The organism is Ensifer sp. Root1252 (genome assembly GCF_001425885.1).
Lineage (GTDB): Bacteria > Pseudomonadota > Alphaproteobacteria > Rhizobiales > Rhizobiaceae > Ensifer > Ensifer canadensis.
In genome coordinates this window covers 533,735-560,632 of record NZ_LMDT01000001.1, presented here as the reverse complement: position 1 = coordinate 560,632, position 26,898 = coordinate 533,735, and the positions used below count along the sequence as shown (strand labels likewise).

General features: G+C 63.1%; 24 protein-coding genes. 9 read left to right on the top strand and 15 right to left on the bottom strand.

Going from position 1 to position 26,898, the window contains the following annotated elements:
- Positions 1–30 precede the first annotated feature (30 nt).
- Entirely contained in the window at positions 31–462 is a 432-nt protein-coding gene (locus ASD02_RS02735) for an Hsp20 family protein (protein WP_025425716.1), read from the bottom strand.
- A 158-nt stretch (positions 463–620) separates the two neighbouring features.
- On the opposite strand from ASD02_RS02735, the gene ASD02_RS02730 reads away from it, so the two are divergent.
- Positions 621–1,565, top strand: coding sequence for a nucleoside hydrolase (locus ASD02_RS02730; protein ID WP_051509148.1), 945 nt, complete (start codon positions 621–623; stop codon positions 1,563–1,565).
- Between the two features lie 74 nt (positions 1,566–1,639).
- Here ASD02_RS02730 and ASD02_RS02725 read toward each other — a convergent pair whose 3' ends face one another.
- The 3 genes from ASD02_RS02725 to ASD02_RS02715 all read right to left on the bottom strand — a co-directional run bounded on the left by ASD02_RS02725 (position 1,640) and on the right by ASD02_RS02715 (position 6,680).
- Positions 1,640–4,051: a methyl-accepting chemotaxis protein gene (locus tag ASD02_RS02725; RefSeq protein WP_057204288.1), complete on the bottom strand. Its 2,412-nt coding sequence runs from the start codon at positions 4,049–4,051 to the stop codon at positions 1,640–1,642.
- A 486-nt stretch (positions 4,052–4,537) separates the two neighbouring features.
- Complete coding sequence (locus ASD02_RS02720; RefSeq protein WP_025425719.1) at positions 4,538–5,437, bottom strand: ribokinase; 900 nt, start codon at positions 5,435–5,437, stop codon at positions 4,538–4,540.
- Positions 5,438–5,489: 52 nt separating this feature from the next.
- A complete protein-coding gene (locus tag ASD02_RS02715; protein ID WP_057219962.1) occupies positions 5,490–6,680 on the bottom strand; it encodes a DNA recombination protein RmuC in 1,191 nt (396 codons plus the stop codon).
- A 151-nt stretch (positions 6,681–6,831) separates the two neighbouring features.
- Here ASD02_RS02715 and def point away from each other — a divergent pair, with 151 nt between their 5' ends.
- The 3 genes from def (at position 6,832) to truA (ending at position 9,139) form a co-directional block, all read left to right on the top strand.
- The gene (def, locus tag ASD02_RS02710) at positions 6,832–7,356 is read left to right on the top strand and encodes a peptide deformylase (RefSeq protein WP_025425721.1); all 525 of its coding nucleotides are present in this window, start codon (positions 6,832–6,834) and stop codon (positions 7,354–7,356) included.
- A gap of 104 nt (positions 7,357–7,460) precedes the next feature.
- Positions 7,461–8,396, top strand: a complete 936-nt coding sequence (gene fmt / locus ASD02_RS02705) for a methionyl-tRNA formyltransferase (RefSeq protein ID WP_025425722.1) — start codon at positions 7,461–7,463, stop codon at positions 8,394–8,396.
- Positions 8,396–9,139 carry a tRNA pseudouridine(38-40) synthase TruA gene (gene truA / locus ASD02_RS02700; protein ID WP_025425723.1) on the top strand — a complete coding sequence of 248 codons (744 nt, stop codon included), beginning with the start codon at positions 8,396–8,398 and terminating at the stop codon, positions 9,137–9,139. The genes fmt and truA overlap by 1 nt, the downstream gene beginning before the upstream one ends.
- A 38-nt stretch (positions 9,140–9,177) precedes the next feature.
- Here truA and ASD02_RS02695 read toward each other — a convergent pair whose 3' ends face one another.
- The 5 genes from ASD02_RS02695 to ASD02_RS02675 all read right to left on the bottom strand — a co-directional run bounded on the left by ASD02_RS02695 (position 9,178) and on the right by ASD02_RS02675 (position 16,580).
- Positions 9,178–9,774 carry a hypothetical protein gene (locus ASD02_RS02695; protein WP_025425724.1) on the bottom strand — a complete coding sequence of 199 codons (597 nt, stop codon included), beginning with the start codon at positions 9,772–9,774 and terminating at the stop codon, positions 9,178–9,180.
- Entirely contained in the window at positions 9,761–10,954 is a 1,194-nt protein-coding gene (gene dapE / locus ASD02_RS02690) for a succinyl-diaminopimelate desuccinylase (protein ID WP_025425725.1), read from the bottom strand. The genes ASD02_RS02695 and dapE overlap by 14 nt, the downstream gene beginning before the upstream one ends.
- A gap of 185 nt (positions 10,955–11,139) precedes the next feature.
- On the bottom strand, positions 11,140–14,325 hold the full coding sequence (locus ASD02_RS02685) for a multidrug efflux RND transporter permease subunit (RefSeq protein ID WP_025425726.1): 3,186 nt from the start codon (positions 14,323–14,325) through the stop codon (positions 11,140–11,142).
- A gap of 140 nt (positions 14,326–14,465) precedes the next feature.
- Positions 14,466–15,671: an efflux RND transporter periplasmic adaptor subunit gene (locus ASD02_RS02680; protein ID WP_057204285.1), complete on the bottom strand. Its 1,206-nt coding sequence runs from the start codon at positions 15,669–15,671 to the stop codon at positions 14,466–14,468.
- An 84-nt stretch (positions 15,672–15,755) separates the two neighbouring features.
- On the bottom strand, positions 15,756–16,580 hold the full coding sequence (locus ASD02_RS02675) for an alpha/beta hydrolase (RefSeq protein WP_025425728.1): 825 nt from the start codon (positions 16,578–16,580) through the stop codon (positions 15,756–15,758).
- A gap of 140 nt (positions 16,581–16,720) precedes the next feature.
- Here ASD02_RS02675 and ASD02_RS02670 point away from each other — a divergent pair, with 140 nt between their 5' ends.
- Positions 16,721–17,632 (top strand): LysR family transcriptional regulator, encoded by a 912-nt coding sequence (locus ASD02_RS02670; RefSeq protein ID WP_025425729.1) that lies wholly within the window; start codon positions 16,721–16,723, stop codon positions 17,630–17,632.
- 2 nt (positions 17,633–17,634) lie between these two features.
- On the opposite strand, the gene ASD02_RS02665 is transcribed toward ASD02_RS02670, so the two are convergent.
- Positions 17,635–18,036, bottom strand: a complete 402-nt coding sequence (locus ASD02_RS02665; protein WP_051509149.1) for a helix-turn-helix domain-containing protein — start codon at positions 18,034–18,036, stop codon at positions 17,635–17,637.
- An 82-nt stretch (positions 18,037–18,118) separates the two neighbouring features.
- On the opposite strand from ASD02_RS02665, the gene ASD02_RS02660 reads away from it, so the two are divergent.
- Positions 18,119–18,436, top strand: a complete 318-nt coding sequence (locus tag ASD02_RS02660; protein ID WP_025425731.1) for a multidrug efflux SMR transporter — start codon at positions 18,119–18,121, stop codon at positions 18,434–18,436.
- Between the two features lie 93 nt (positions 18,437–18,529).
- Here the strand turns inward: ASD02_RS02660 and ASD02_RS02655 are convergent, their stop codons facing one another.
- The 3 genes from ASD02_RS02655 to dapD form a co-directional block, all read right to left on the bottom strand.
- Positions 18,530–20,497, bottom strand: coding sequence for a DEAD/DEAH box helicase (locus ASD02_RS02655; protein WP_025425732.1), 1,968 nt, complete (start codon positions 20,495–20,497; stop codon positions 18,530–18,532).
- A 156-nt stretch (positions 20,498–20,653) separates the two neighbouring features.
- Complete coding sequence (locus tag ASD02_RS02650; protein WP_025425733.1) at positions 20,654–21,037, bottom strand: DUF805 domain-containing protein; 384 nt, start codon at positions 21,035–21,037, stop codon at positions 20,654–20,656.
- A 4-nt stretch (positions 21,038–21,041) separates the two neighbouring features.
- A complete protein-coding gene (dapD, locus tag ASD02_RS02645) occupies positions 21,042–21,899 on the bottom strand; it encodes a 2,3,4,5-tetrahydropyridine-2,6-dicarboxylate N-succinyltransferase (RefSeq protein WP_025425734.1) in 858 nt (285 codons plus the stop codon).
- A gap of 310 nt (positions 21,900–22,209) precedes the next feature.
- On the opposite strand from dapD, the gene ASD02_RS02640 reads away from it, so the two are divergent.
- Positions 22,210–23,109: an LOG family protein gene (locus ASD02_RS02640; protein ID WP_025425735.1), complete on the top strand. Its 900-nt coding sequence runs from the start codon at positions 22,210–22,212 to the stop codon at positions 23,107–23,109.
- A 444-nt stretch (positions 23,110–23,553) separates the two neighbouring features.
- Here ASD02_RS02640 and ASD02_RS02635 read toward each other — a convergent pair whose 3' ends face one another.
- Together ASD02_RS02635 and ASD02_RS02630 are read right to left on the bottom strand one after the other, a co-directional pair.
- Entirely contained in the window at positions 23,554–24,075 is a 522-nt protein-coding gene (locus ASD02_RS02635; RefSeq protein WP_158071680.1) for an EF-hand domain-containing protein, read from the bottom strand.
- 128 nt (positions 24,076–24,203) lie between these two features.
- Positions 24,204–24,917, bottom strand: a complete 714-nt coding sequence (locus ASD02_RS02630) for a pyrimidine 5'-nucleotidase (RefSeq protein ID WP_025425737.1) — start codon at positions 24,915–24,917, stop codon at positions 24,204–24,206.
- Positions 24,918–25,068: 151 nt separating this feature from the next.
- Between ASD02_RS02630 and ASD02_RS02625 the strand changes: the two genes are divergently transcribed.
- Together ASD02_RS02625 and ASD02_RS02620 are read left to right on the top strand one after the other, a co-directional pair.
- A complete protein-coding gene (locus ASD02_RS02625; protein ID WP_225906198.1) occupies positions 25,069–25,866 on the top strand; it encodes a sterol desaturase family protein in 798 nt (265 codons plus the stop codon).
- 80 nt (positions 25,867–25,946) lie between these two features.
- Entirely contained in the window at positions 25,947–26,861 is a 915-nt protein-coding gene (locus ASD02_RS02620) for a DMT family transporter (RefSeq protein ID WP_025425739.1), read from the top strand.
- Positions 26,862–26,898 lie beyond the last annotated feature (37 nt).

The following is a 26,898-nucleotide window of genomic DNA, read 5'->3' as shown; positions in this document are numbered from 1 at the left end:
GCCGGCCAGGGGAAAATCCCGCCGGTTATCCTACTCTGGGACTGAAATGTTAATTTTCTTTACCATACGCACCGGTTCCGGACGAACGAGATCGACCGAGAGCAGGCCGTTGCGCAATTCCGCGCCAAGCACCTTCATGCCGTCGGCAAGCACGAATGTGCGTTGGAACTGCCGGGCGGCAATGCCGCGGTGCAGGTAATCGCGATCGCCGGTGTCGATCTGACGGCCGCGAATGACGAGCTGGTTTTCCTCGGTCGTGACGTCGAGATCTTCTTCGGAAAAGCCGGCGACGGCGAGCGTGATGCGCAATCGCTCTGGCGCATCGACCGAATCGTCGCCGCGGATGCGCTCGATATTGTAGGGCGGGTAGCCGTCATTTCCCTTGGCGATACGCTCAAGGGTCTTTTCCATTGTGTCGAAACCCAGCAGGAGTGGGCTCGTGAAAGGCGTAATTCTGCTCATTCCCAAGTCCTTGTAAGATCAAGCGACCATTCTGCGGACCTGCCAAGCAGCATCCCCTTCCAATATGGTAGCTGTGCGCAATGAGCGCAAGCCGCTTGCCTCCGGCGTGCACGCAAATCATAGTCCGCAGCGCGAGAATCCGAAGGAGGAACACAAGCGTGCCTGTGCCGAGAAAAATAATCATAGACACTGATCCCGGGCAGGACGATGCCGCCGCCATCATGCTCGCTTTCGGCAGTCCGGAAGAAATCGATATCCTGGGGATCACGACGGTCGCCGGCAACGTTCCTCTGGCCATGACCGCGCGCAATGCCCGCATCATCTGCGAACTGTGCGACAGGACCAAAGTCAAGGTCTTCGCCGGCGCCGACCGGCCGATCGCCCGTCCGCTCGTCACTGCCGAGCATGTGCACGGCAAGACCGGTCTCGACGGACCTGTTCTCGACGAGCCGAAGATGGCGCTTCAGGCCCAGCATGGCGTCGACTTCATCATCGACACGTTGCGCGCTGAAGCACCTGGCACGGTCACGCTCTGCACGCTCGGTCCGCTGACCAACGTCGCGCTTGCCCTTCAGAAGGCGCCGGACATTGCACCGCGGGTGCGCGAACTGGTGATGATGGGCGGCGGCTTCTTTGAGGGTGGCAACATCACGCCGGCGGCCGAATTCAACATCTATGTCGATCCGGAAGCGGCCGACATCGTCTTCCGTTCGGGTATTCCGATCGTGATGATGCCGCTCGACGTCACCCACCGGGTGCTGACGCACAAGGCGCGCGTGGCGAAGATCCGTGAGATCGGCAGCGCACCGGCGATCGCCATGGCGGAAATGCTGGAATTCTTCGAGCGGTTCGACATCGAAAAGTACGGCACCGACGGCGGCCCGCTGCATGATCCGACCGTCATCGCCTACCTCCTGCGGCCGGAGCTTTTCACCGGTCGTGACTGCAATGTCGAGATCGAAGTTCAGTCGCCGCTGACATCAGGCATGACCGTGGTCGACTGGTGGCAGGTCACGGGCCGCACGCACAATGCCAAGGTCATGCGTCATATCGACGATCAGGGTTTCTTCGACCTGTTGACAGAGCGGCTGGCGCGCATCTGATCGCCGCGAGCCAAAACCACAAAAGAAAACGCCGCCCCGAGAGGCGCCGTTTTTTTGCTTTATCGATTACTGGATCAGAACTCTTCCCAATTGTCCTGTGCCAACGCGTTGGCGCCGGACGTCTGTGTCAGGACGCGTTGGGTCGATGGCGTATAGCCGGCGCGCGCGGCACTCGGTGCCGGACGGGTGTCGCGGGCATAGGTAGGAGCCGGTGCGGGTGCCGGGCGTTCGGCCGAGCGCATGCGCTCGGCCGTACCGCGCAACATCTCCGTCGAGTTCGGCTGGGCTGCCGTCGTTCCCGAGCGCTGAGCGACGCGGAAGCGGGCGACCAGCGTGCTCAGCGAGCGTGCTTCCTCGTTGAGCGCCATGCCGGCGGCAGTGGTTTCTTCGACCATCGCGGCGTTCTGCTGGGTCACCTGGTCCATCTGGTTGACGGCCGAGTTGATCTCCTTGAGGCCGACGGCCTGTTCGGAAGCCGAACTCGAGATCTGGCGGATGAGGCCGTTGATCTGCACCACCTGTTCGGCGATCTTTTCGAGCGCGCCGCCGGCGCGACCGACGAGGTCGACGCCTTCGCGCACCTGGCCCGCCGAGGTGTTGATCAGCGTCTTGATCTCCTTGGCAGCGTTTGCCGAGCGTTGGGCAAGCTCGCGGACTTCCTGGGCGACGACGGCGAAGCCCTTGCCGGCGTCACCGGCGCGCGCGGCTTCGACGCCGGCGTTGAGCGCCAGCAGGTTGGTCTGGAAGGCGATCTCGTCGATGACGCCGATGATGCGGCTGACCTCGTGCGACGACTGCTCGATGCCCTTCATCGCGGCAATCGCCTTCTGCACCACTTCGCCGGACTGTCCGGCATCGCTGCTGGCCACGTCCACCGACTTGGCGGCGACCTTGGCGTTCTCGGCGCTGGCGTTGACCTGCGAGGTCAGCTCGTCGAGAGCTGCCGCCGTCTCTTCCAGGCTTGCCGCCTGCTGTTCGGTGCGGTGCGACAGATCGTTGGCGGCGCTGCTGATCTCGCTGGTGCCGTTGCCGATGTTGACGACGGAGTGGTTGACGGTGCGGATCGTCTCTTCGAGGCTGTCCATTGTCGCGTTGAAGTCGCGCTTCAGCTGGGCATATTCACCGGGGAATTCGTCGGTGATGCGGAAGGCGAGATCGCCGGAGGAGAGGTGCGAAAGACCCTTGCCGAGGCGGGCGACGATGTCGCGCTGGAGGGCGCTGGATTCGGCCCGCTCGGTCTCGGAACGGCTACGCTCGTGTTCCGCCTGCTCGCGCTCGTGGCGGGCTTCGCCTTCGAGCCGCTTGGTGTCGGCCAGCTGGTGGCGGAAGCCTTCGAGCGCCTTTGCCACCTGGCCCGTCTCGTCGGAGCGGTCCTGGCCGGTGATCGAATTGCCGTAGTCGCCGTTGCTGAGGTTGCGGACGTCCCTGACGAGGCCTGCAAGCGGCTGCTGGACAAAACCACGGACTGCGAAGTAAAGGCCGAGCAGCACCGCGCCGAGAACGACCAGGCCCCCGATGATCATCATGTAGGTCTGGTCGCGGACCGGCGCGTTGATCGCCGTGCGCGGCACGTCGACGAGCACGATCCAGCTGGTGTTCACACCCGAAACGGCGAAGGGGTAGACAACGCGGTCGAAGGGCTCGTTGCCGTCGTAGGACAGGTTCTTGACGACGCCCGAAGTTCCCGAAGCCAGTGCCTTCTTGACGACCTCGTTGCCTTCGCCGTCATAATCCTTGAGCAAAAGCTCCGGGATCGGCGCGACCAGCCACTTGCCGGTCTGGGACAGCAGGTAGACGCGGCCGGTTTCGAACGGCTTCAGCTTGGAGAGGCCGTCCGCCAGCGAAGCGAGCGAGATGTCGACGCCAGAAACGCCGATCAGCTTGCCGTTGGACGTGACCGGATAGGCGATCGAGCTCATCGCAGTCGGGACATCGGTGTCCTGCGCGGTATAGGGCGGGGTGATTGCGCCCTTGCCGCTCTTTGCCGCAAGGCTGTACCATTCCGCCGCGTAGTCCGCGCGGAAGGTCGAGAACTGGATCTCGTTTTCGCGGTTTTTCGACCAGTAGGGCGCAAAGATGCCTTCCTCGTTGGCACCCAGCTCCTTGTTGTTGGCCACGTCCTCCTTGCGGCCGTCAAAGGCCTTGGGCTCTTCGGCAAACCAGCTGCCGAAGGCGAATGGGTTCTGTTCGAGATTGGCCCTGAGGATGTTGATTACACCGGCGCGTTCCATCGATTTTTCCGCGTGGCTGCGGCCAAGGATGCCGGCCATCGAGCGCGAAGCGCTTGCCAGTTCGCCGATGCCGCCGGCGATATCAGAAGCGATGGCTTTCGCTTCGCCGGTTGCCTGGTCGAGCACCAGCGTTTCGACGCGCTCCTGTGTCTGGGAGATGAGAACGAAGTTCGAGGCGAGCAACACGAGCGCGATCGTGCCGCCTGTCACCGCGATCAGCTTGGTCGCCAGCGATTTGGCTTGGAACTTGAACATGAAATCCTCACGTGCTGGGAGGTCCGCAGGAGACAACCTGCGGCGAACGCATTTCACAATGTGGGTGAAACTCCATCATGGAGCGCCAGATGCCGACCGGCATTAAGGAGGCTGCCCATTCCTTGGGGAACCGGCTTTCTCATGGTCTTGAATAGCCGAGCAAATCTTAAGATTGGGCCAACGCAACGGCCAATTCATGCGCCGCTCATGGAGAATTTCCGCGCAAAGTTTTACCTCCGCGACAAAGACTGTCCGGATTGCGCAAAGGCTGTCGAAGAGTGATTTTCAGGGTCGTTGCCCGCTGAAAGGGCGCTTTCGGCACAGCAGGAACGGAAAGCCTCGCCGTTCAAACCAGGTCGCGCGACGGGCGTCAAAGTCTGCCCGGAAAAGTGTGCAGCTATTTGCGATAACGACATCGGCAAAAGCGAGAGCTTTGAAGTGCGGCAATCGAACGATCGCAACGCACTTCAAGATCGGATCAGGCCCTTAGATGCGCGGCTCGACTTCCGAGGCAAGCGGGATCGAGGGCTGGGCGCCGCGCTTCAGGCAGGCGAGTGAACCCGCCACCGCGGCGCGTCGGAGCGCGTCGGGAAATGCGAGCTTCTCGTCGAGGCTTGCAGCCAGGTAACCGCAGAAAGTATCGCCGGCACCGACGGTATCGACCGGGTCGATCTTTAGGCCGCGGGCGCGATGGACCTCGCCTTCGTGCACGGCGATGACGCCTTCCGCGCCCAGCGTGACGATGACTGTGTGGCCGGTTTCGGCGTGCAGCTTTCTCATTGCCTCTTCGCGTTCGTGACCTTCGATCCCGGTCTTGCCGGCCAAAAGTTCGAACTCCGTCTCGTTGGCGATGACGATATCGGCCAGCCGGCCGAGGCGGGCCGCTTCCGGGGTCAGGGGCGCGATATTGATGACGGAGCGAATGCCCTTGCGCCGGGCTTCCGAGAGCGCCTTTTCCACCGACGCTGCCGGTATCTCCAGCTGCAGCATCAGGGTGTCGCCGGCGTTCAGGCCACCAACGGCGGCAACTGCATCGGCTTCGTTGACCGTTGCGTTGGCGCTGGCAACGACGACAATGACATTCTCGCCTTCACCGCCGACGAGGATATGGGCCGTGCCCGTCGGCTCCTCGACGGTTTTGGTCAAGGACAGGTCGGCGCCGGCCTCCCGCAGCAATTCGAGCGCGCCGTCGGCAAAGCTGTCCGAGCCGACGGCGCCGGCCATGTGAACGATGGCGCCGGCACGCCGTGCGGCCAGCGCCTGATTGGCGCCCTTGCCACCGGCGGCAGTCGAAAAGCCCGAGCCGGCAACGGTTTCGCCCGGCTTCGGCAGACGCGCGGTCGTGGCGATCAGGTCCATATTGATGGACCCAAAAACAGTGATCATGTGAAGATGTCCCGTCGAATTGCTGATTTTGGCCGGAGAGTGCCCGAGACCGTCAGTCCTCGTCAACCACCCTGAGGCGCAATTGCCCGACGCGATTGTCGACGGCATGGCGCGGTTCTTCCGGTCGTGCCGCACCTTCCGCCTCAAGTTCCAGCGCTTCGATCTTGGCGCCGCGGCGGGAAAGCTTGCCCGAGGAGATGAGGATCTCTTCGACATCCTTCTGGCTCATGGCGAAGTGACCCTGCAGCTTGCGGACCCGTTCGTCGAGGCGCGTCAAGTCCTCCATCAGCCGCCCCACTTCCCCCTGGATGAGATGCGCCTGCTCGCGTATGCGGGCGTCACGGAGGATCGACTGGATCACCTGGATCGACAGGAGCAGCAGCGACGGCGAGACGATGACGATCCGCTGGCGATGCGCCTTCTGGACGATCGCTTCGAAATGCTCGTGGATTTCAGCGAAGATCGATTCCGAGGGAACGAAGAGGAAAGCCGTCTCCTGCGTCTCGCCGGGGATCAGGTACTTGCTGGCGATATCGCGGACATGCACCTCCATGTCGCGGCGGAACAGTTGCACCATCTGTTGCCGGCGCTCAGGCGTTGCAGCGTCCCGCATGCCGTTCCAGGCCTCCAGCGGAAACTTCGCGTCAATCACCAGCGGCGGTTGGTCGTTCGGCATGCGGATGGTGCAGTCCGGCCGGGCGCCGTTGGAAAGCGTCGTCTGGAAGGCAAAGGCGCCCATCGGCAGGCCGTCGGCGACGATCGTTTCCATACGCGACTGGCCGAAGGCGCCGCGTGTCTGCTTGTTCGAAAGGATGGCCTGCAGCCCGGCCATGTCCTTGGCCAGCGACTGGATGTTGTTCTGGGCGGTGTCGATCACTGCCAGGCGCTCCTGCAATCGCCGCAGGTTTTCGTGCGTCGCCTTGGTCTGCTCGCTGATCGAGGCGCCGATCCGGTGCGTCATGCCATCGATCCGCTGGCTCAGCGTCTGGTTCAGTTCCGCCTGGCGGCTGCCGAACACGTCGGCCATTGCCGCGATGCGGCCCTGCATTTCCGTCTGCGCTGCCAGCAGCATGGCCATCTGCTCGTGACGCTCGTCGTCGCCCGCCCGCCGCCGCCGCGAAACGGTCATCAGCACGAAGCCAATCGCCAGCACGGCCAGAACCATGCAGAGATGGGCGACAGTGACCGGCACGGTGCCGATGAGAAAAACAGGCTGGTCAAACGAAATTGGCGCAGGTTCCATGCGGCAAGCCTAACAGATTCTTTTTTGAAGACCAGATCAAAACGAGAACATTTACCCGGCGCGGTTAACGGGAGACGACATTGCCGCGATGCCCGTAGCGTGCGCGCCAATTTTCTTGCACCCGGATGGAAAGATCGGTTATGGGAGCGATATGACGATCAAGCCGCTTATCATCCTTCCCGATCCTGTTCTGCGTCAGGTCTCGACCCCGATCGAAACCATCGATGCCGACATCCGTCGCCTGGCCGACGATATGCTCGAGACGATGTATGACGCCCCGGGTATCGGGCTCGCCGCCATCCAGATCGGCGTGGCGAAACGCATGCTGGTTCTCGACGTCTCCAAGGAAGGCGACGAGAAGACCCCGCACGTTTTCATCAATCCCGAAATCGTCGCTTCGTCCGACGCGTTCTCGGTCTATGAAGAAGGCTGCCTCTCCATTCCGGATTATTATGCCGAGGTGGAGCGTCCGGCGGAGGTCACCGTCAAGCACCTCGACCGTGACGGCAAGGAACAGATCGTCAAGGCCGACGGCCTGCTGGCGACCTGCCTGCAGCATGAGATCGATCACTTGAACGGCGTGCTGTTCATTGACCACATCTCCAAGCTCAAGCGGGACATGGTGATCCGCAGGTTCACCAAGGCTGCAAAGACCCGCGGCGCCAAGGCGATCTGATCCCGAGGAAAGCGCCCGCAGGGCGCTTTGTCGTTGAGGGGCTTGATTTGAGGCGCGTAAACCCGTTTGAAGGGGCCTGATTTCAAACGGTCGGAGTATCCGCCTTGTCGCTTCGCATCATCTTCATGGGAACGCCGGAATTTTCCGTACCGACGCTTGCCGCACTCGCAGGGGCAGGTCACGAGATCGTTGCCGTCTATACCCAGCCGCCGCGGCCCGGCGGACGGCGCGGGCTCGACCTGCAGAAGTCGCCGGTGCACCAGGCGGCCGAGCTGCTCGGCGTTCCCGTGCTCACGCCCGTCAACTTCAAGGACGAAGCCGATCGCCAGACCTTCCGTGATTTCAATGCTGACGTTGCCGTTGTCGTCGCCTATGGCCTGCTGTTGCCGGAAGCGATCCTGACCGGAACGCGGCTCGGCTGCTATAATGGCCATGCCTCGCTCTTGCCGCGCTGGCGTGGTGCGGCTCCCATCCAGCGTGCCATCATGGCCGGCGACCATGAGACCGGCATGATGGTGATGAAGATGGACAAGGGGTTGGACACAGGCCCGGTCGCGCTCACCAAGGCGGTGCAGATCGGCGAGACGATGACGGCGGGCGAGCTGCATGACCGGCTGATGCAGGTCGGCGCTAACCTGATGAAGGAAGCGATCGGCAAGCTTGAGGCCGATGACCTGCCACTGACCGAGCAGGCGGGCGAGGGCGTCGTCTACGCCGCCAAGATCAGCAAGGCCGAGACTCGCATCGATTTTGCGAGGACCGCGCGCGAAGTGCACGACCATATTCGCGGCCTGTCGCCTTTTCCCGGCGCCTGGTTTGAGCTCGAGATCGCCGGCAAGCCGGAGCGCATCAAGGTTTTGAACTCCGAGCGCGTGACGGCGGCAGGAACCGCCGGAACGGTGCTCGACGACACTCTCACCATTGCCTGCAGCGACGGTGCCGTGCGGCCGACGCGGCTGCAGCGGGCAGGCGGCAAGGCTCTCAGTGTTGCCGATTTCCTGCGCGGTACGCCCATCGCCGCCGGCACGAGGGTCGGCTGATGCCGCGCTTTCGACTGATCGTCGAATATGACGGCTCCAACTATGTCGGCTGGCAGCGCCAGGACAACGGCGCTTCCGTCCAGGGCGCGATCGAAAAAGCGATCCTGTCCTTGACCGGCGAAACCGTCTCGATCCGCGGTGCCGGGCGGACCGATTCCGGCGTTCATGCCGTCGGGCAGGTGGCGCATGCGGACCTGACGCGCGAGTGGAAACCTCACACGCTGCGCAATGCGCTGAACGCGCATCTGGGCATGGCCGGCGAGGGCGTCTCGATCCTCGACGCCCAGGAAGTCACAGACGCCTTCGACGCACGGTTTTCGGCGCTGCGCCGGCATTATCTCTACCGCATCATCTGCCGTCCGTCGCGGCTGGCGCTGGAGGCGAAGCGTGCCTGGTGGGTGACGAAGCCGCTCGATCACGAGGCGATGCATGAAGGCGCGCAACGGCTCGTCGGCCACCACGACTTCACCACCTTCCGCTCCGTCCATTGCCAGGCGACAAGCCCGATGCGCACGCTCGACCGGCTGGATGTCTCTCGCACCGGCAATCTGATCGAAATTCGCGCCACGGCGCAGAGCTTCCTGCACAATCAGATCCGTTCCTTCGCCGGCTCGCTGAAGCTGGTTGGCGAAGGCAAATGGACGCCGGACGAGCTGCAGGCGGCACTCGAAGCGCGCGACCGCAAGGCCTGCGGTCCGGTGGCGCCGCCCGACGGGCTTTATTTCATGCAGGTCGATTACTGAGGAAGGTAACGTCGCGCGCAGATGGCGCGTGACGTCTGTCAGGTCGGGATAAGGCCGAAGAACTGCTGCAGCAATTCGCCCATCATCATCGACGGCAGCAGGAAAAGCGCCGTCAGCGCCGTGGCCAGCAAGGTCTGGTTTCCGGTAATGATGCGCAGCAGCCGGAAGAGTATGCCGATGCTGACGAAGAGCAGCACCAGCCAGATCAGGCTCGTCAGCCCTTCGCTGCCGGGAATGACGAGGCGGATCGCCGCCGGCACCGCCATCGCATAGGACAGCGGCACGGAAAGCCAGTTGGTGGTGACGACGATCGGCACCACGGCGGCGGCAAAGCCGAGTGGGCGCGCCAGGACGAAGACCAGCACCAGCGGCAGCAGCCAGCTGGCGAGATCGACAACCAGAAGCTTGAAGACGAAGCCGAAGCCGACAGTGGTTCCTGTTGGCATTGCAGAGAGATAATAAAGCCGCCAGGATGCCCAGGTGACGGCAATGGCCGGCAGGCACCAGAGCATCGCTGTAAACGAACGCCACAATCCGCTCTCGCTGAAATCGAGCCAGCGGAAGCCTTCGCCATTGCCCTGGATCAGCAGCCAGAGGCCCTTGATATAGGAAAGAACCTCCTCAAGCAGCGGCATGGCCGAACCAGCTGAAGATGAAGGTTTCGTAGATTTCCGTCAGCGTTTCGAGATCGGCGACGGCGACACGCTCGTCCACCATATGCATGGTCTGGCCGACAAGCCCGAATTCGACGACGGGGCAATAGTCCTTGATGAACCGCGCATCCGAGGTGCCGCCGGTGGTCGAAAGTTTCGGCTGCTGGCCGGTGACCGCTTCGATAGCGCCTGACAGCGAATCGATCAGCGCATTGTTGCGCGTCAGGAAAACGTGGCTCGGCCGTTCGTTCCAGGTGATCTCGTAACGGACCGGGTCGCGGCCTGCCCGCAGAGCGCCGTCCGTTGCCGCGCGGTCGAGGCGGGCGATGATCTCCGCCATCAGGCTCTCGGCGGTCCAGGTGTCGTTGAAGCGGATATTGAAGGCAGCAGCCGCCTTCGCAGGGATGACGTTGACGGCGCCATTGCCGACGTCGATGGTCGTCACTTCCAGGTTCGACGGCTGGAAGTTTTCCGTGCCGTTGTCGAAGGGCGGGTCCATCAGTGCCTGGGTCAGTTGCAGGATGCCGCGCACCGGATTGTCCGCCAGGTGCGGATAGGCCGCGTGGCCCTGGACGCCGTTGACGGTGATCCGGCCGGAAAGCGAGCCACGGCGGCCGATCTTGATCATGTCGCCGAGACGGTCTGGATTGGTCGGTTCGCCGACAAGGCAGGCGTCCCAACGCTCGCCCTTGGCGGCAGCCCAGCCGAGAAGTTTCGTCGTGCCGTTGATCGCAGGGCCTTCCTCGTCGCCGGTGATGAGGAACGAAACCGAGCCCTTGGGGACCCCATGCTTTTCGATGTGGCGGGCGACGGCTGCGACGAAGCAGGCAATGCCGCCCTTCATGTCGACCGCGCCGCGGCCATACATTTCGCCGCCGGCGATATCGGCGGAAAACGGACCGTGGGTCCACGCGCCGTCGTCGCCGACCGGCACCACGTCGGTATGGCCGGCAAACATCAGATGCGGGCCGTCGCTGCCGAGCCGGGCATAGAGGTTCTCGATATCGGGCGTACCCGCGTCTTTGGCCGTGACCCGGTCGACGGCAAAGCCGAGCGGCTTGAGCATGGCTTCAAGCGCTGAGTGCGCGCCGCCTTCGGCAGGGGTAACGGAGGGGCAACGGATGAGGGTGGCGAGATTGGCGATCGGATCGGTCGAGGTCATGTAGCGATATGCCGTCTGCGTGGCGCTGGGGCCAATGGGATTGAGGGTGCTGGTTTATCCGATCGTTGCGCGGCTGTCACGCAGGATGGGTGTGCAGCCGACGGCTGAGGCTATCCGTCTGTCTTCAACGTAAGCGGGCCGGATCAGATCCGGCCCGCTCAAAGCGCATATGCGGCAAGATTACCTCATTCTCCGGGCGCGAGATGAGGTGCTTCGATATGCGCTCCGGCGTGCTTCAGAGGCCGCTCGCCCGAGAGCTTGCGGATCAGCACGTAGAACACCGGCGTCATGAAGATGCCGAAGGCGGTGACGCCGATCATGCCGGAAAAGACCGCGACCCCCATGGCCGAGCGCATTTCGGCGCCGGCGCCGGTGGAGATCACCAGGGGCACGACACCCATGATGAAGGCCATCGAGGTCATCAGGATCGGCCGCAGGCGCAGCCGGCTCGCTTCGATCGCCGCCTGGACGGCGGTGCTGCCTGATAGTTCCAGTTCGCGGGCGAACTCGACGATCAGGATCGCGTTCTTGGCGGAAAGCCCGACAAGCACGATCAGGCCGATCTGCGTGAAGACGTTGTTGTCGCCTCCGGTCAGCCAGACGCCGGCAAGGGCGGCCATGATGCCCATCGGCACGATCAGGATAATCGCGATCGGCAGGGTCAGGCTTTCATACTGGGCGGCCAGCACGAGATAGACCAAGAGCAGCGCCAGCGGGAAGACGAGCATGCCCGAATTGCCGGCAAGAATCTGCTGATAGGTCAAATCCGTCCACTCGAATGCGATACCGGGCGGCAGCGTTTCCGCGGCGATCTTCTCGATCGCGGCCTGAGCCTGGCCCGAGGAGAAGCCCGGCGCCGGGCCGCCGTTGATGTCGGCCGACAGGAAGCCGTTGTAGCGGATCGCCCGCTCGGCGCCGACCGTCTGCTCGACCTTCAACAGTGCCGACAGCGGGATCATCTCGCCCGATTGCGAACGCACCTTCAGCTTGCCGATGTCGTCGGCGTGGCTGCGGTAGTTTGCATCGGCCTGGACGCGCACGCTGTAGGTGCGGCCGAAGGCGTTGAAGTCGTTGACGTAGAGCGAGCCCAGATAGATCTGCAGCGTCTCGAACACATCGGTCACTTCGACGCCGAGCTGGCGCGCCTTGACGCGGTCGAGGTCGGCGTAGAGCTGCGGCACGTTGATCTGGAAGCTCGAGTAGATGCCAGCCAGCTCCGGCGTCTGGTAGGCCTTGGCAATGAAGGCCTTGGTCGCCTCGTCGAGTGCCTGGTAGCCGAGGCCGTTCTTGTCCTCGATCTGCAGCTTGAAGCCGCCGGTGGTGCCCAGCCCCTGGACGGGCGGCGGCGGGAACATGGCGATGAAGGCATCCTGGATCGCGCCGAATTCCTGGTTCAGCTGCATGGCGATCGCCCCGCCCGAAAGCTCGGGCGTCGTGCGCTCCTCGAACGGCTTCAGCGCCACGAAGACGATGCCGGAGTTCGACGAGTTGGTGAAGCCGTTGATCGACAGGCCGGGGAAGGCGATGGCATTTTCGACGCCGGGATGCTTGAGCGCGATATCACTCATGCGGCGGATGACGTCTTCCGAGCGGTCGAGCGTCGCTGCGTCAGGCAACTGTGCAAAGCCGATCAGATACTGCTTGTCCTGGGCGGGCACGAAGCCGCCGGGAACGGCGCGGAACAGCACGAAGGTGACGCCGAGCAGCAGGACATAGACGCCCATGATCAGCGACTTGCGCGACAGGATCCTGCCGACGCCGCGGCCATAGGCTTCCGAGCTGCGACCGAAGAAGCGGTTGAAGCCGCGGAAGAACCAGCCGAACACCTTGTCCATGGCACGGGTCAGCCAATCCTTCGGCGCATGGTGATTGCGCAGGAGGAGGGCGGCGAGCGCCGGGGAAAGCGTCAGCGAGTTGATGGCGGAGATCACCGTCGAGATGGCGATCGTCAGTGCGAACTGGCGGTAGAACTGCCCGGTCAGGCCGGTGATGAACGCAAGCGGCACGAACACGGCGACGAGCACCAGCGCAATGGCGATGATCGGTCCGGAAACCTCCTGCATCGCACGGTAGGTCGCCTGTACCGGCGACAGACCCTGCTCTATGTTACGTTCGACGTTTTCGACCACGACGATGGCGTCGTCGACGACGATGCCGATCGCCAGCACCAGGCCGAACAGGCTGAGCGCGTTGATCGAGAAGCCGAAGACGTACATCACCGCGAAGGTGCCGACGATCGAGACGGGCACCGCCACGAGCGGGATGATCGAGGCGCGCCAGGTCTGCAGGAAGACGATGACGACGATGACGACCAGCGCGATCGCTTCAAGCAGGGTGTGGATGACCGACTCGATCGAGGCACGCACGAACTGGGTGGTGTCGTAGACGATCTCGTAGTCGACGCCGTCGGGCATGGTCAGCTTCAGCTCGGCCATGGCCTTGTGAACGTTTTCCGAGATCTGGATCGCGTTTGAGCCCGGCGCCTGGAAGACGCCCATGCCGACGGCGGCCTTGTTGTCGAGCAGCGAGCGCAGCGAATAGTCGGCAGCGCCCATTTCGACGCGTGCGACGTCGCCAAGCCGCGTGACCTCGCCGCCGGCGCCCGACTTGACGACGATGTCGGCAAAGTCCTCAGGCGTCTGCAGGCGGCCTTGCGCGTTGACGGAAAGCTGCAGGTCGAGGCCGGGAACCGACGGCGAGGCGCCGATGACGCCGGCGGCGGCCTGAACGTTCTGCGCGCGGATGGCGTTGGCCACGTCGCTTGCCGCAAGACCGCGTTCGGCAGCCTTCTGCGGGTCGATCCAGATGCGCATCGAATAGTCGCCGCCGCCGAAGATCTGTACCTGGCCGACGCCGTCGATGCGGGCGAGCCGATCCTTGACGTTGAGCACGCCGTAATTGCGCAGATAGTTGATGTCGTACTGGCCGTTGGGCGACAACAGGTGCACGACGAGCGTCAGGTCCGGCGAGCTCTTGACGGTCGTGACGCCGAGACGGCGCACTTCCTCGGGCAGGCGCGGCTCGGCCTGCGCGACGCGGTTCTGTATCAGCTGCTGGGCCTGGTCCGGGTCGGTGCCGAGTTCGAAGGTGACGGTCAGCGTCATCAGACCGTCCGCCGTCGCCTGGCTCTGCATGTAGAGCATGCCCTCGACGCCGTTGATCTGTTCTTCGAGCGGCGTTGCCACCGTCTCGGCGATAACAGCCGGGTTGGCGCCGGGATACTGCGCCCGCACGACGATCTGCGGCGGCACGACTTCGGGATATTCGGAGATCGGCAGGCCGGTCATGCCGAGCAGGCCGCCCACGAAGATCAGGACCGAAAGAACGCCCGCGAAGACCGGGCGGTCGACGAAGAAGCGTGAGAAGTTCATTGACGTATCCCCCTTGGGACGAGTTCAGGCAAATCTCCGGCTGTCGCGGCAAGAACACTCGCCACGCGCCGGGATCTGCTAAGTGATGTCTGGGCGGCCAATCCCGCCTCGGCGACAGCCGAAGCGGGTGCCGTCATGTCCTACTTGGTTGCGATCGACGCCGTCGTTTCTTCGACCTGCTGCGGTGCCACGAGCACACCCGGGCGTACCCGCTGCAGGCCGTTGACGACGATGTTCTCGCCGGTCTTCAGGCCGCTTTCGACGATGCGCAGCCCGTCGGAATTCGGGCCAAGCTTCACCTGGCGGTACTCGACCTTGTTGTCGGAGCCGACGACGAACACGAATTTCTTGTCCTGGTCGGAGCCGATGGCGCGATCGCTGATCACGAGCTTTTCTTCGGGCTCCGGTTCGCCGATGCGGATGCGCACGAACTGGCCGGGGATCAGCCGCCCGTCGGCATTTTCAAGCGCGGCGCGGACGCGGATCGTGCCGGTCGCCGCATCCACCTCGTTGTTGATGAGCTGGATATGGCCGGAGATCGGCGTGCCTTCGTCGGCAGCGGTGCCGATCTGCACCGGGATGCGCTCGATGGCGTTGCCGCCGGCCGAGGCCTGGAGCCGGGCGAGTGCAGTGGTGACCACTTCTTCGCTGGCGCTGAAGCTTGCGTAGATCGGGTCGACCGAGACCAGCGTCGTCAGCACCGGCGAAGCGGAGCCGGCGGCGACGAGGTTGCCGGCGGTCACTTCCAGCCGGCCGACGCGGCCGGAGATCGGTGCCTTGACTTCGGTGTATTCCAGGTCGAGTTCGGCCGTGCGCAACGCGGCCTTGGCGGAGCGCACGCTCGCCTGCGCCTCGTCGAAGGCGCTGAGGCGCTGGTCGACGCCGCTCTGTGGGATGGCGCTCGTGGTCACGAGCTTGCGTCCGCGGTCGAGTTCCGTCCTGGCGAGCGCCACCCGCGCCTCGGCTGCTGCGACCTCGGCTGCAGCCCGGTCGACGGCTGCCGCATAGGGCTCGGGATCGATGGTGAGCAAAAGGTCGCCCTTTTTCACCAGTGCACCCTCGCGGAAGTGGGCTTGGAGAATGGCGCCGCCGACACGGGGGCGAATCTCGACGCGTTCGATCGCTTCCAGCCGCCCGGAAAAATCTTCCCAGGTGGTGATGCGGCGCGACTGCGCCTTGGCCACCGAAACCGGCACGGCCGGTGGAAGCGCGGCTGCCGTTTCGGTTGCGGCATCCGCCTCGAAGTGCTGCGGCAGGCCAAGAAGAACCGCGGCACCGCCGGCGGCGGACAATAGGATGCTCAGGCCGGCGCCCCAGAGGGCCCGGCGGGTCACTGTCGATTTCATTTTTCTCTCCTTGCCGGTTGGGAGCCGGCGTTTTTGCTGCTGTCGTCAGCGAAAGGGAAAGGCCGGCGGCCCTGTCGTCCTTGGCTAACGCATCGTCATTTCAGCCGGCTTCGCCCCCGCCTGCTGGAAGAAGCGGGAAAAGATGCCGGTAATCGTTTCTTCCTGGGATGCCCAGGTTTCAGCGTTCACGGTATTTTCCGGTATCCACCCGGCGCGGCCGGGAAGAATATGGGACTGAACGCTCACGCCCGCCTGGCGAAGACGGTCTGCATAGGCAGCAGTCTCGTCGCGCATCGGGCATTCCTCGCTGGTCAGGATGAGCGAGGGAACAAGGCCGGCGAGCCGCGTACAGTGCGCCGGAGCGGCATAGGGATGCGTGAATCCACCGCATTCGCCCAGATACCGTTGCCAGCCTTCGGCGATCGATTGCACCGAACCCTCGGGACAGTATTTGCGAAACGATGCGGTCGCCAGGCACGGATCCAGCATCGGCGACAGGAGGATCTGCCCCTTGAGGTCGGTGAGGAACTGGTCGCGAGCCATCAGCGCCACGCCGGCTGCCACGTTGCCGCCCGCCTCCTCGCCGGCGATGAACAGCAACGATTTTTTATGCGCGAACTGCGGGCAACGCGCACGCATCGAAGAAAGCATGGAATAGGTGACGTCGAGTGCGGCCGGGAACGGATTGAGGCAGGCCGACGCATATTCCGGCGAGATGACGATGGCACCGGCCGCCGCAAGCGCCTTGGCGACGCGTTCGCCGGCTGCGATCGAGCTGCCGACGAAGGAGCCGCCATGCAGGTGCAGCACCACGGGCGGCGGGTTGAGCAGCGTTTCGCCACTATAGACACGTGCCGGGCACGAACCTTTGCCCGTCTGCATCGTCTCTACCGTAAAGCGTTCACCCATCTCTCTTGCCTTTGCCACGGGGTCATCCCACATGAGGCGACAACCCGCCATGATGGGAGAATAACATTGTCTTCTGTCTGGAATAGTCCGTCTAATCCGACTACACTATTCAGTATCTCGAACAATAATGGCTATTGAAAATGGACCAGCTCACGGCCATGCGCGCGTTTCTCCGCGTTGTCGAAACCGGCAATTTCACACGTGCTTCCGCTTCGCTCAATATGCCCAAGGCGACCGTCACCAATCTCATCCAGGGATTGGAAGCGCATCTGCGCACCAAGCTGCTCAATCGCACGACGCGGCGGGTTCTGGTGACCCCGGATGGCGCGCTCTATTACGAGCGGGCCGCGCGCCTCGTGACCGACCTCGATGAGCTCGACGGCAGCCTGTCGAGCGCCCAGACGCTGCCGAAGGGGCGGCTGCGCGTGGAGATGGCAAGCGCCATGGCCAATCTCATCGTTATCCCGGCTCTGTCCGAATTCCACAAGCGCTACCCTGACATCCAGATCGATCTCGGCGTCTCGGACCGCACCGTCGACTATGTTGCCGAGAATGTCGACTGCGCCATTCGTGTCGGCACCCTGACCGACCAGTCGCTGATTGCCCGGCGCATCACCGACATGAGCTTCGTCGCCTGCGCGGCACCCGACTATCTCGACCGTTGCTCGACGCCGCAACATCCCTCCGATCTTTCGAAGAATTGTTATGTCGTCGGCTATTTCCGCCCGCAGACCGGCCAGCAGATGCCGTTCTATTTCAAGCGCGGCGCGGAAGAGATCGAGGTTCATGGTCGTTATGCGGTGGCCGCCAACGAATCGACCACCTATCTCGCCGCCGCCCGTGCCGGCCTCGGTGTCATCCAGGCGCCCCGCTTCATGGTGCGGGAGGATCTTGAGACCGGCGCGATGCGGAGGGTGCTGCAGGACTGGCAAATCGAATCGATGCCGATCTATCTCGTCTATCCGCCGAACCGACACCTGAGCAGCCGTCTGCGCGTCTTTGCCGACTGGGTGGTGAAAGTGATCGCCCAGTCGCAACTCGACGGCGAATAGGCCTATTTGCCCCGCTCGGCGTCGTAGCGCGCGCGCGCCGCGTCGAGAGTGCCGAAATGCGTCTCGGCCCAACGGTCGAGCACCAGCAGGGTTTCGCTGAGCGAACGGCCGACAGCGCTGAGGCTGTATTCCACATGCGGCGGCACGGTCTTCTTGTCCTCGCGAATGACAAGGCCGTTCCGCTCCAGTTCCTTCAGCGTCTGCGTCAGCATCTTCTGCGAGACGTCGCCAAGCCGGCGCATCAGCGCGGCGTTGCGCATCGGCCCTTCTTCGAGCGCCGAGATGATCAGCATCGCCCATTTGCTGGCGATCAGCTCCAGCGCATGCCGCGAGGAGCAGGTCGGGTCGAAGACATCCGGAATGGAGGTGATGGGTGCTTCGAGCGGGTCTGTCGAGATTTTCATAGTTACCAAAAGGTGCGTAATTGCTATCCAGTGCCTACCCTACCAGATTGTTCTCCAGATGGAAATTTCGATGGAGACGGTAATGGCATGGATCATCCTGATAGCGGCGAGCCTGATTGAAATCATCATGGGCCTGGCGCTCAAATATGCCGAAGGCTGGACGAAACTGGTGCCGAGCGCGATCGGCATCGCAGCGGCGCTCGGCAGCGTCTACCTCCTGACGATCGCCATGCGCGACCTGCCGGCCGGCACTGCCTACGCCGCCTGGACCGGCATCGGCTCAGTCGGCATCACGGTGCTCGGCATCGTGCTTTTCGGGGATCCCGTCTCCTGGATGCGGATCACCTGCATCGCGATGATCATCGTCGCCGTCGCCGGCCTGCGCTTCCTCGAAGCCTGATACGGCCAGCCGCCGCAACTGCAGACAAAAAAAAGCGCCGCGATTTGATCGCGGCGCTTTTTGATTTGGGCTGACGCCGTTGCTGCGGCAAGCTTAGCTCTGGCGGTTCTTGGCGTTGTTGCCCTTGGGCTTCGGCTTGAAGCCGCCGTCCTTGCCGGCGTTCGGCTTGGCCTTCTTTTTAGTCCAGGCGTCGCGGTTTTCCGGCGGCTTGTCGTCGGTGTGGGCCGGGGCGGCGGCGTAAGCCGGCTTCTTGTCGAACTTGCGCTTCGGCTTGAAGTCGCCGTCACTGCGTGCCGCATCGTCCGAATAGGGGCGCTTCTTGGCAAAGGCCGGTTTGTCCTTGGAGAAACCTGGCTTGTCCTTGGAGAAGTTCGGCTTGTCCTTGGAAAAACTCGGCTTCTCCTGGCGCTGCTGCGACAGATCGGGAGCGCCCGGCAGCGTCTTCACCCGGATGCCCTTCTCCAGCATGCCCTCCTTGCCGATCGACGACAGGAAGCGCTCGGCTCCATCGGAGGTCATTTCGACGAAGGTCTCTTCCTGCTGCATGCGGATCGCGCCGATGTCGCGCTTGGTCAGCTTGCCGTGGCGGCAGAGCATCGGGATCAGCCAGCGCGGCTCGGCATTCTGCTTGCGGCCGACCGAGAGCGAGAACCAGCTGCCATCGCTGAAATCGGCGCGCGGCGCGTCATAGTCTTCGCGCGGTGCAGACTTCTCATCGCGGCGCGGCTTTGCGCGGCTGTCGCCGACGGCAACCTCGATCAGGTCTTCCGGGGCCGAGCGGCCAGAGCGGAACTGGCGCACGAAGGCGGCAGCCATCTGCTCGGCACCATGAAGCTCGATGAGCGCGCGCACGATCGCCTCTTCGTCTTCGCGGATCGGTTCGGCAAAGCTCGTGTCGGCAAGCAGGCGCTCGTCGTCGCGGCGGCTGACCTCGTCGGCCGACGGCGGGCGGGCCCAGTTGGCGGTGATCCGGGCGTTTTCGAGCAGGCGCTCCGCCTTGCGGCGCTGGCTCACCGGCACGATCAGGGCGCTGACGCCCTTCTGGCCGGCGCGTCCGGTGCGGCCGCTGCGGTGCAGCAGTGTATCCGGGTTGGTCGGCAGGTCGGCGTGGATGACCAGTTCGAGGCCCGGCAAGTCGATGCCGCGGGCGGCAACGTCGGTGGCGATGCAGACGCGGGCGCGTCCGTCGCGCATGGCCTGCAGCGCGTGGGTGCGTTCGTTCTGGCTGAGTTCGCCCGACAGAGCCACCACCGAGAAGCCGCGGTTGTTGAAGCGGGCAGTCAGATGGTTGACGGCTGCACGGGTCGAGCAGAAGACGATCGCATTCTTCGCTTCGTAGAAGCGCAGGACGTTGATGATCGCGTTTTCGCGATCGTTCGACGCAACGGTCAGGGCGCGGTATTCGATGTCGACGTGCTGCTTCTGCTCGGACGCGGTGCTGATGCGCACGGCGTCGCGCTGGTAGTTCTTGGCAAGCGTCGCGATCGAGCGCGGTACGGTCGCCGAAAACATCAGCGTGCGGCGGTCGTCGGGAGACTCCTCGAGGATGAATTCGAGGTCCTCGCGGAAACCGAGATCGAGCATCTCGTCGGCCTCGTCGAGCACGACGGCACGCAACGAAGAAATATCGAGCGAGTTGCGGCGGATATGGTCGCATAGGCGTCCGGGCGTGCCGACGACGATGTGGGCGCCGCGCTCCAGCGCGCGCTTCTCGGTGCGCATGTCCATGCCGCCGACGCAGGACGCGATCGTCGCGCCAGTCTGCTCATAGAGCCATTCGAGCTCGCGCTTGACCTGCAGCGCCAGTTCGCGCGTTGGTGCGATCACAAGCGCCAGCGGCGCGCCGGGCGCGCTGAAGCGGCGCTGGTCGCCAAGCAGGGTCGGTGCCAGCGCCAGGCCGAAGGCGACGGTCTTGCCGGAGCCGGTCTGGGCCGATACCAGCGCATCCTTGCCCGCCAGATCAGGATCGCGCATCGCCTGTTGAACCGGCGTCAACTCGTTGTAACCGCGTTTTGCCAACGCCTCGGCGATCGCAGGCGCGATCCCTTCGAATTCTGTCATCTCTCGTCTTTCGGATTTCGGTTTTCGCGCCGGTAAACGAACAAGACCTTGGATCAGGTCGTCATCAGGCGCCGATTGCCGCGGCCAGCATCTTATCGCCGGCCTGTTCATGGCGCGCTACATACGCGTTCGGGCCCGAAATGTACAGTGCGCCGCTCAAGCGCCGGGTTCATCGCTGGTTTGGCCGAATTCGTTCGGCCCCTCGGTGCCCGGCCAGAGACAGAGCGCGATGAAGACGATGGGGCTCAGGACAGGGATGAACAGGCAGATCGCCAGCGGTCCGGGATAGCCGATATCGTGCAGCCGCTTGATCGCCAGCATGGCGATCGAGAGCGTGGAAACGATGCCGGACACGATCAGCGCCAGCGTCCAGAGCGCCAGCGCGGTCCTGTGGTTCTCGTTGGCGAGCATCTGCGCGACGACGAAACCGCCTATCAGCAGCCAGAAAAGCCAGGACAGGAAAAAGGGCAGGCGGGTGATGCGGCCGGAGGGGCTGAAGAACAGCCAGATCATGCTCGGCCGTCGCCCCTCCGGTGTCATCGGATCAGTCTCGAAGCAGTTCGTTGATGCCGGTCTTGGAGCGGGTCTTCTCGTCGACGCGCTTGACGATGACGGCGCAGTAGAGGTTCGGTGCCGGCTGGCCGTTGCCCATGGTCGAGCCCGACGGCATCGAGCCGGCGACGACGACGGAGTAGGGCGGGACTTCACCATAGGTCACTTCGCCGGTGGCGCGGTCGACGATCTTGGTCGACTTGCCGATGAACACGCCCATGCCGAGAACCGAGCCCTCGCGCACGATGCAGCCTTCAACGACCTCGGAGCGGGCGCCGATGAAGCAATTGTCCTCAATGATCGTCGGGCCGGCCTGCATCGGCTCCAGCACGCCGCCGATGCCGACGCCGCCGGAGAGATGCACGTTCTTGCCGATCTGGGCGCAGGAGCCGACCGTGGCCCAGGTGTCGACCATCGTGCCTTCGCCGACATAGGCGCCGAGGTTGACGAAGGACGGCATCAGGATGGCGTTCGGCGCGATATAGGCCGAGCGGCGCACGACGCAGTTCGGCACGGCGCGGAAGCCGGCCTTCTCGAACTCGTTGACGCTCCAGCCGTCGAACTTGGAGGCGACCTTGTCCCACCAGACGGATTCCCCCGGGCCGCCCCGGACGATTTCCATCGGGTTGAGGCGGAAGGAGAGCAGAACGGCCTTCTTCAGCCATTGATTGACGGTCCAGTTGCCGTCGGCGCCACGCTCTGCCACCCGCACCTTGCCGCTGTCGAGCAGGTTCAGTGCCGTTTCCACGGCGTCGCGCACCGCGCCGCGCGTTCCGGTGTTTACGGAATCGCGGTCATCAAAGGCGGCGTCGATCGTCTGCGACAGGGAGGCGAGGTTGTGGTTCGTCATCGGAATTCCTTAAAGTTCGGCGGTTATCCTGCGAAAGCTCTACTGCATAATTCCGAAAATCGGAATCGATTTAAGGACAAAATTAGGCAGCGACGCGATGTGCGCCCGTGGGTGTTCTGTATCGGCTGGAATGCGCGGCGCCCGAGGCCCGTTCCGGAAAAGTTGGACCGCTTTTCGGCTCGACGCTGCCGGCAGGGCTTGGCAAGCGCGGTCGACTGCGGCATCAGGGGCATTCATGACCGATGAAACAGGATAGGACGCGTCCGCCCGAGATGCCGATTGTCCGGAACGCGACGGGAAAGACGATAGCATGGCACGCATGAAGAAGCGCAATCTGCGCCGTAAGGATGGGGTTTGGGATCCGCTGGCCGATAGCTCGCAGAGCCGGCAACGGGCGCAGACGGTGCCGGTGACGCCGCAGTCGGCCTCTCCTTCCTATCGCCTTGCCTATATCGACGACGATTTTCTCTGCCGCGAGGAACTGCGCCCGGTGCGGCTGCAGCTCGAACTCTTGAAGACCGAAATGATGCTGGAGGAGTACGGCATCAACTCGACCGTGGTGATGTTCGGTGGCGCGCGCATTCCCGAGCCGGGCGGCGACGCCTGGGCCGCCAGGAACGATATCCAGCGCAAGAACCTGGAAGCAGCCTCGGTCTATTACGACGAAGCGCGCAAGTTCGCGCAGATCGTCTCGGAACATTCCGCCAAGCTGCACTACAAGGAATATGTCGTCGTCACCGGCGGCGGGCCGGGTGTGATGGAGGCGGGCAACCGTGGCGCTGACGATGTCGGCGCGCCGTCGATCGGCCTCAACATCGTGTTGCCGCACGAGCAGGCGCCGAACCGCTTCGTGACGCCGGAGCTGTCGTTCAACTTCCACTATTTCGCCATCCGCAAGATGCATTTCCTGCTGCGCGCCAAGGCCGTCACGGTGTTTCCAGGCGGCTTCGGCACGTTGGACGAGCTGTTCGAAACGATGACGCTGATGCAGACCGGTCGCCTGGCGCTGGTCCCGCTCATTCTCTTCGGGGAAAAGTTCTGGCGCTCGATCATCAATTTCGAGGCGCTTGCCGAGTTCGGCACGATCGCGCCGAACGATATCGATCTGGTGCAGTTCGTCGAAACCGCCGATGAGGCCTGGGATATCATCTCCCGCTTCTACGAGACCGTCGATCCGCGGTCGGTGCCGATGGCGAACGGCAGGCGATAGCGCCTCTCCGGTAAACTTGCGAAGCGGTTTCGCTCAGGGGAGGCCATCTTCATTTCCTCCGGTTCTCGTGTATTTTGTGCCCATGCAGAACGACAATCGATCATCAGTCAGAAAAACAATCTCCCTCGCCCTGGGTGCCGCGATGACGCTTGCCGGAGCGATCGGGTTCCTGATCGAGAGCCTTCTTCGTCATTCGGTTTGATGCCGCCCTAAGCCCTGCATCCAAAACCGGAACCAGCGCCAGCAATCAATGCCGGCGAGCCAGTCGTTGAGCCAGCAGCCGCGCCTAGTGCTTCGGTAACGGCAATGCGTCAAAACAAGGATTGTGCATTTCCGCCGCCCTGTTTGACACGGAGCTTTCGACACCGCCGCGTGCCAATCCAGGCGCGCGGCGGTGTCGTCGGATACTCCTTTCACCGGGCGGCGGGAAAGGGCACCGATGGATCAAATTTTCTTGGTGAAGTCGGCGGCGTCGATGACACCGTCGCCGTTCTTGTCACGACGCTTGAACATTTTTTCTGAAGCACTTGCGACCTCGGCAGCGCTCAAAGAGCCGTTGCCGTCGGCGTCGACGCGCTTGAAGGCCTTTGGCCGCATGCCGGGCACCATGGCCGGCCGCGCGTCCTTCAGTTGGGCAAGGGCTGCGTCGCGCTCCTTGCCGTCCTTGCTCTTGGCTTCCTGCCAGGCCTTGCGGGCGTCGCGGAACGCCTGGCGCTTCGCCTGCATCTCGTCGGCACTGATCTGGCCGTCGCCATTGGTGTCGAATGCCTTGAAGTTCGCGGTCATGTGCGCCTGTAACTCGTCGAGTGACACCTTGGAATCGCTGTTGGTGTCCAGTCGCTTGATCATCCGTTCGGCCCGCTGTTCGGGCGTCATCTTGTCTCTGGCGGCAAATGATGGCGCAGCCAATCCGGTAACGGCGACGGCAAGGGCGGTTACGCCAAGGATCAGGGTTCTGTTCCGCATCATGCTTCCTTTCGATCGGGTTATGCCCGAACGAATGATAGGCAGCGGGACGGCGAGCACCAGTTAAACTTTGGTAATTTAAGTCTTTGGCGGGAAAGGGGTTTTTCCCGGGCCAAAATGTGTCGGGGTCAGAGGTCGGCGACCACGCGCCTGAGGAAGCTGGCGAGATCCTCGGTGACGTAATCGATCTGCTCGTCCTCGTCTCCGGACTGCTCCCAGGATTCGGCGAACTCGTATTCGAAGTTGCGCGGCACCAGTAGAACCGTCTTCATCCCGAGCGTTTTCGGAACCAGAAGGTTGCGCGGCAGGTCCTCGAACATGACCGCATTGCGGGTATCGACCCGGTGCAGGCTCATGAACTTGTCATAGGTTTCGCCGGCCGGCTTCGGCACGAAATCGGCAGCGACGATATCGAAGATGTCGTTGAAGTGATCGAGGATGCCGAGTGCGCGAGCGGTCATTTCCGCATGTGCAACGCTGCCGTTGGTGAAGATGAACTTGCGCCCCGGTAGCGCCTTGATCGCTTCGCCCAGCGTCGGATCCGGCGGCACGATGCTGTAGTCGATCGCATGCGCCTTTTCGAGGAAGTCGCTCGGGTCGATGCCGTGATGGATCATCAGGCCTTTGAGCGTCGTGCCGTGATCGCGGTAGTAGTCTTTCTGCAGCTTCTTCGCGTCCGCCGGCTCGAGCGACAGCAGCGCCGAAACGTAAGCCGTCATGTTACGGTCGATCTGCGAGAACAGATTGACGTGGTGCGGGTAGAGCGTGTTGTCCAGATCGAAGACCCAGTCGGTGACATGGGCGAATTCGTCGTGGGTCGGCAGGCGATCGAGCTTTTTCATGACCGCCTTATGACACGGGTATGGGCGGCCACCAAACGAGAAAATTCACCCCGCCGCACGGGCTACCCTACCGGCGCAGACGTTTCCACTTTGAATTGCCAAAACAACATGGCATCGTTCGGCCGGCGCGGCTTTGACGTAGGGGTTCCGGATGCCGATGTCGGACGAACTGTTTTACCTGCTGTTTCTGTTCGGATTCTACGCGACGACAGTCGTTACCTATTTCGCCCTGGGTTATGGCCTGACCTGGGTCAACGACCGCAATCCCGAGCGAAAGATTCAGAAGGGACGCGGTTCCGACAAGCGCCGCAGGGCGGAAGTCCGCCAGAGCCTGGTGTCGATGTTCAGCGCCTGCCTGCCGCTGACGATCGGCCTCTATGTCCAGCAAAAGGGCTGGGCGCCCGGGCCCTGGACCTTCAATTGGTGGGCGGCGGTGCCGCTCTTTGTCCTGTGCATGTTCCTCTACGATACCTGGTTCTATTTCATGCACCGGCTGCTGCACACCAAGTGGCTGTTTCCACTGCACGCCCTTCATCACAGAAGCGTCGCACCAACGATCTGGAGCACCTATTCTGAGGATTTCTTCGACAACTTCCTCTTGCAGAGTTTTTCAGCCGTCGTCGTTTTCGCCGTCCCGTTTCCGCCGGCGATCCTGATCGGGCACCGGTTGTTCGAACATTTCAACGGCATGTTCGGGCACTGCGGGTTCGAGTATTTCGCCTCATCGACGGCGCGATATCCGTCCCCTCTCTTGTGCACGACGTTCCACGACCAGCATCATTCCGGCTTCAAGTACAACTACGGCAACTACTTTTCGTTCTGGGATCGCGTGCTCGGCACGATCTCGCCGAACTACGATCAGCGCGTGAAGGCCTTCGAAGACGAAGGTCAGCCGCTCACGTTCAGTCGGGCGGTCGACCTGGCGGAAGTTCAGGAAAAGCCGGACTGATATCAGCGCAGGTTGGTATATATCGGCGAGACTGTACGGAGTTCTTGGCAATATCAGGACCCGCGTGCTAGCTCGCAGCCATGGAAACCTGGGTAATCATCACCGTCGCTGCGGCCTTCCTTCAGAATGTCCGCTCCGCCATGCAGAAACACCTGAAGGGCGTCATGGGCACGACCGGCGCGACCTTCGTGCGTTTCGGTTTCGGCCTGCCTTTTGCGTTGCTCTATCTCATCGTGCTCTGGCGCGTGGCGGGCCATCCGCTGCCGGTGCCGAACGGCACATTCTTCCTGTGGGCGGTCATCGGCGGGCTGGCGCAGATCGCGGCGACCTTCCTGCTGGTGCACCTCTTCTCCTTCCGCAACTTTGCGGTTGGCACCGCCTATTCGCGCACCGAGCCGGCCCAGGCAGCGCTCTTCGGCCTCATCTTCCTGGGCGAGCGGGCGAGCGAGGGCACGCTGGTGGCGATCGCCATCTCCGTCGTCGGCGTCATGCTGATTTCGGTTGCGCGTACGACGCTGAGCCCGCGCTCGCTGGTCACTTCGGTTTTCAGCCGCACGGCCGGGATAGGCCTTCTCTCGGGCACGTTCTTCGGGCTTTCGGCCGTGGCCTATCGTTCGGCCTCGCTGGTGCTCGCGCCCAGCCTGCCGGCACCGGATTACATGATGCAGGCGAGCTTCACGCTCGGCTTCGTCATCCTGCTGCAGACGGTGGTGATGCTGATCTGGATCGTGCTGCGCGAGCCGGCCGAGCTGAAGCGCATTGCCGCTGCGTGGAAGCCTGCCTTCGTCGTCGGCTTCGTCGGCGCCTCCGCTTCCTTCGGCTGGTTCATGGCAATGACGCTGCAGCAGGCGGCGATCGTGAAAGTAGTGGCGCAGGTCGAGATGCTCTTCACATTCGCCTCGTCCTTCTTCATCTTCCGCGAGTGGATCAATCGTCTCGAACTCCTCGGCTGCCTCCTGATCGTGCTCGGCGTGGTGACGCTCGTGCTTATCTGAACTGTCGCCAAACCATCGCCGGAAAAATAGACGCCCG

Bases quoted from the DNA above. Each gene is read 5' to 3' on its own strand.
- ASD02_RS02695 (WP_025425724.1), bottom strand. From the start codon at position 9,774: ATGCCGCTGCTTGAGGAGGTTCTTTCCTATATCAAGGGCCTCTGGCTG.
- ASD02_RS02675 (WP_025425728.1), bottom strand. From the start codon at position 16,580: ATGGGTGAACGCTTTACGGTAGAGACGATGCAGACGGGCAAAGGTTCG.
- ASD02_RS02725 (WP_057204288.1), bottom strand. From the start codon at position 4,051: ATGTTCAAGTTCCAAGCCAAATCGCTGGCGACCAAGCTGATCGCGGTG.
- ASD02_RS02630 (WP_025425737.1), bottom strand. From the start codon at position 24,917: ATGAAAAAGCTCGATCGCCTGCCGACCCACGACGAATTCGCCCATGTC.
- dapE (WP_025425725.1), bottom strand. From the start codon at position 10,954: ATGACCTCGACCGATCCGATCGCCAATCTCGCCACCCTCATCCGTTGC.
- ASD02_RS02650 (WP_025425733.1), bottom strand. From the start codon at position 21,037: ATGACACCGGAGGGGCGACGGCCGAGCATGATCTGGCTGTTCTTCAGC.
- ASD02_RS02660 (WP_025425731.1), top strand. From the start codon at position 18,119: ATGGCATGGATCATCCTGATAGCGGCGAGCCTGATTGAAATCATCATG.
- truA (WP_025425723.1), top strand. From the start codon at position 8,396: ATGCCGCGCTTTCGACTGATCGTCGAATATGACGGCTCCAACTATGTC.
- ASD02_RS02685 (WP_025425726.1), bottom strand. From the start codon at position 14,325: ATGAACTTCTCACGCTTCTTCGTCGACCGCCCGGTCTTCGCGGGCGTT.
- ASD02_RS02655 (WP_025425732.1), bottom strand. From the start codon at position 20,497: ATGACAGAATTCGAAGGGATCGCGCCTGCGATCGCCGAGGCGTTGGCA.
- ASD02_RS02735 (WP_025425716.1), bottom strand. From the start codon at position 462: ATGAGCAGAATTACGCCTTTCACGAGCCCACTCCTGCTGGGTTTCGAC.
- ASD02_RS02635 (WP_158071680.1), bottom strand. From the start codon at position 24,075: ATGCGGAACAGAACCCTGATCCTTGGCGTAACCGCCCTTGCCGTCGCC.
- ASD02_RS02665 (WP_051509149.1), bottom strand. From the start codon at position 18,036: ATGAAAATCTCGACAGACCCGCTCGAAGCACCCATCACCTCCATTCCG.
- ASD02_RS02720 (WP_025425719.1), bottom strand. From the start codon at position 5,437: ATGATCACTGTTTTTGGGTCCATCAATATGGACCTGATCGCCACGACC.
- def (WP_025425721.1), top strand. From the start codon at position 6,832: ATGACGATCAAGCCGCTTATCATCCTTCCCGATCCTGTTCTGCGTCAG.
- ASD02_RS02715 (WP_057219962.1), bottom strand. From the start codon at position 6,680: ATGGAACCTGCGCCAATTTCGTTTGACCAGCCTGTTTTTCTCATCGGC.
- ASD02_RS02620 (WP_025425739.1), top strand. From the start codon at position 25,947: ATGGAAACCTGGGTAATCATCACCGTCGCTGCGGCCTTCCTTCAGAAT.
- dapD (WP_025425734.1), bottom strand. From the start codon at position 21,899: ATGACGAACCACAACCTCGCCTCCCTGTCGCAGACGATCGACGCCGCC.
- ASD02_RS02640 (WP_025425735.1), top strand. From the start codon at position 22,210: ATGGCACGCATGAAGAAGCGCAATCTGCGCCGTAAGGATGGGGTTTGG.
- ASD02_RS02625 (WP_225906198.1), top strand. From the start codon at position 25,069: ATGCCGATGTCGGACGAACTGTTTTACCTGCTGTTTCTGTTCGGATTC.
- ASD02_RS02680 (WP_057204285.1), bottom strand. From the start codon at position 15,671: ATGAAATCGACAGTGACCCGCCGGGCCCTCTGGGGCGCCGGCCTGAGC.
- ASD02_RS02670 (WP_025425729.1), top strand. From the start codon at position 16,721: ATGGACCAGCTCACGGCCATGCGCGCGTTTCTCCGCGTTGTCGAAACC.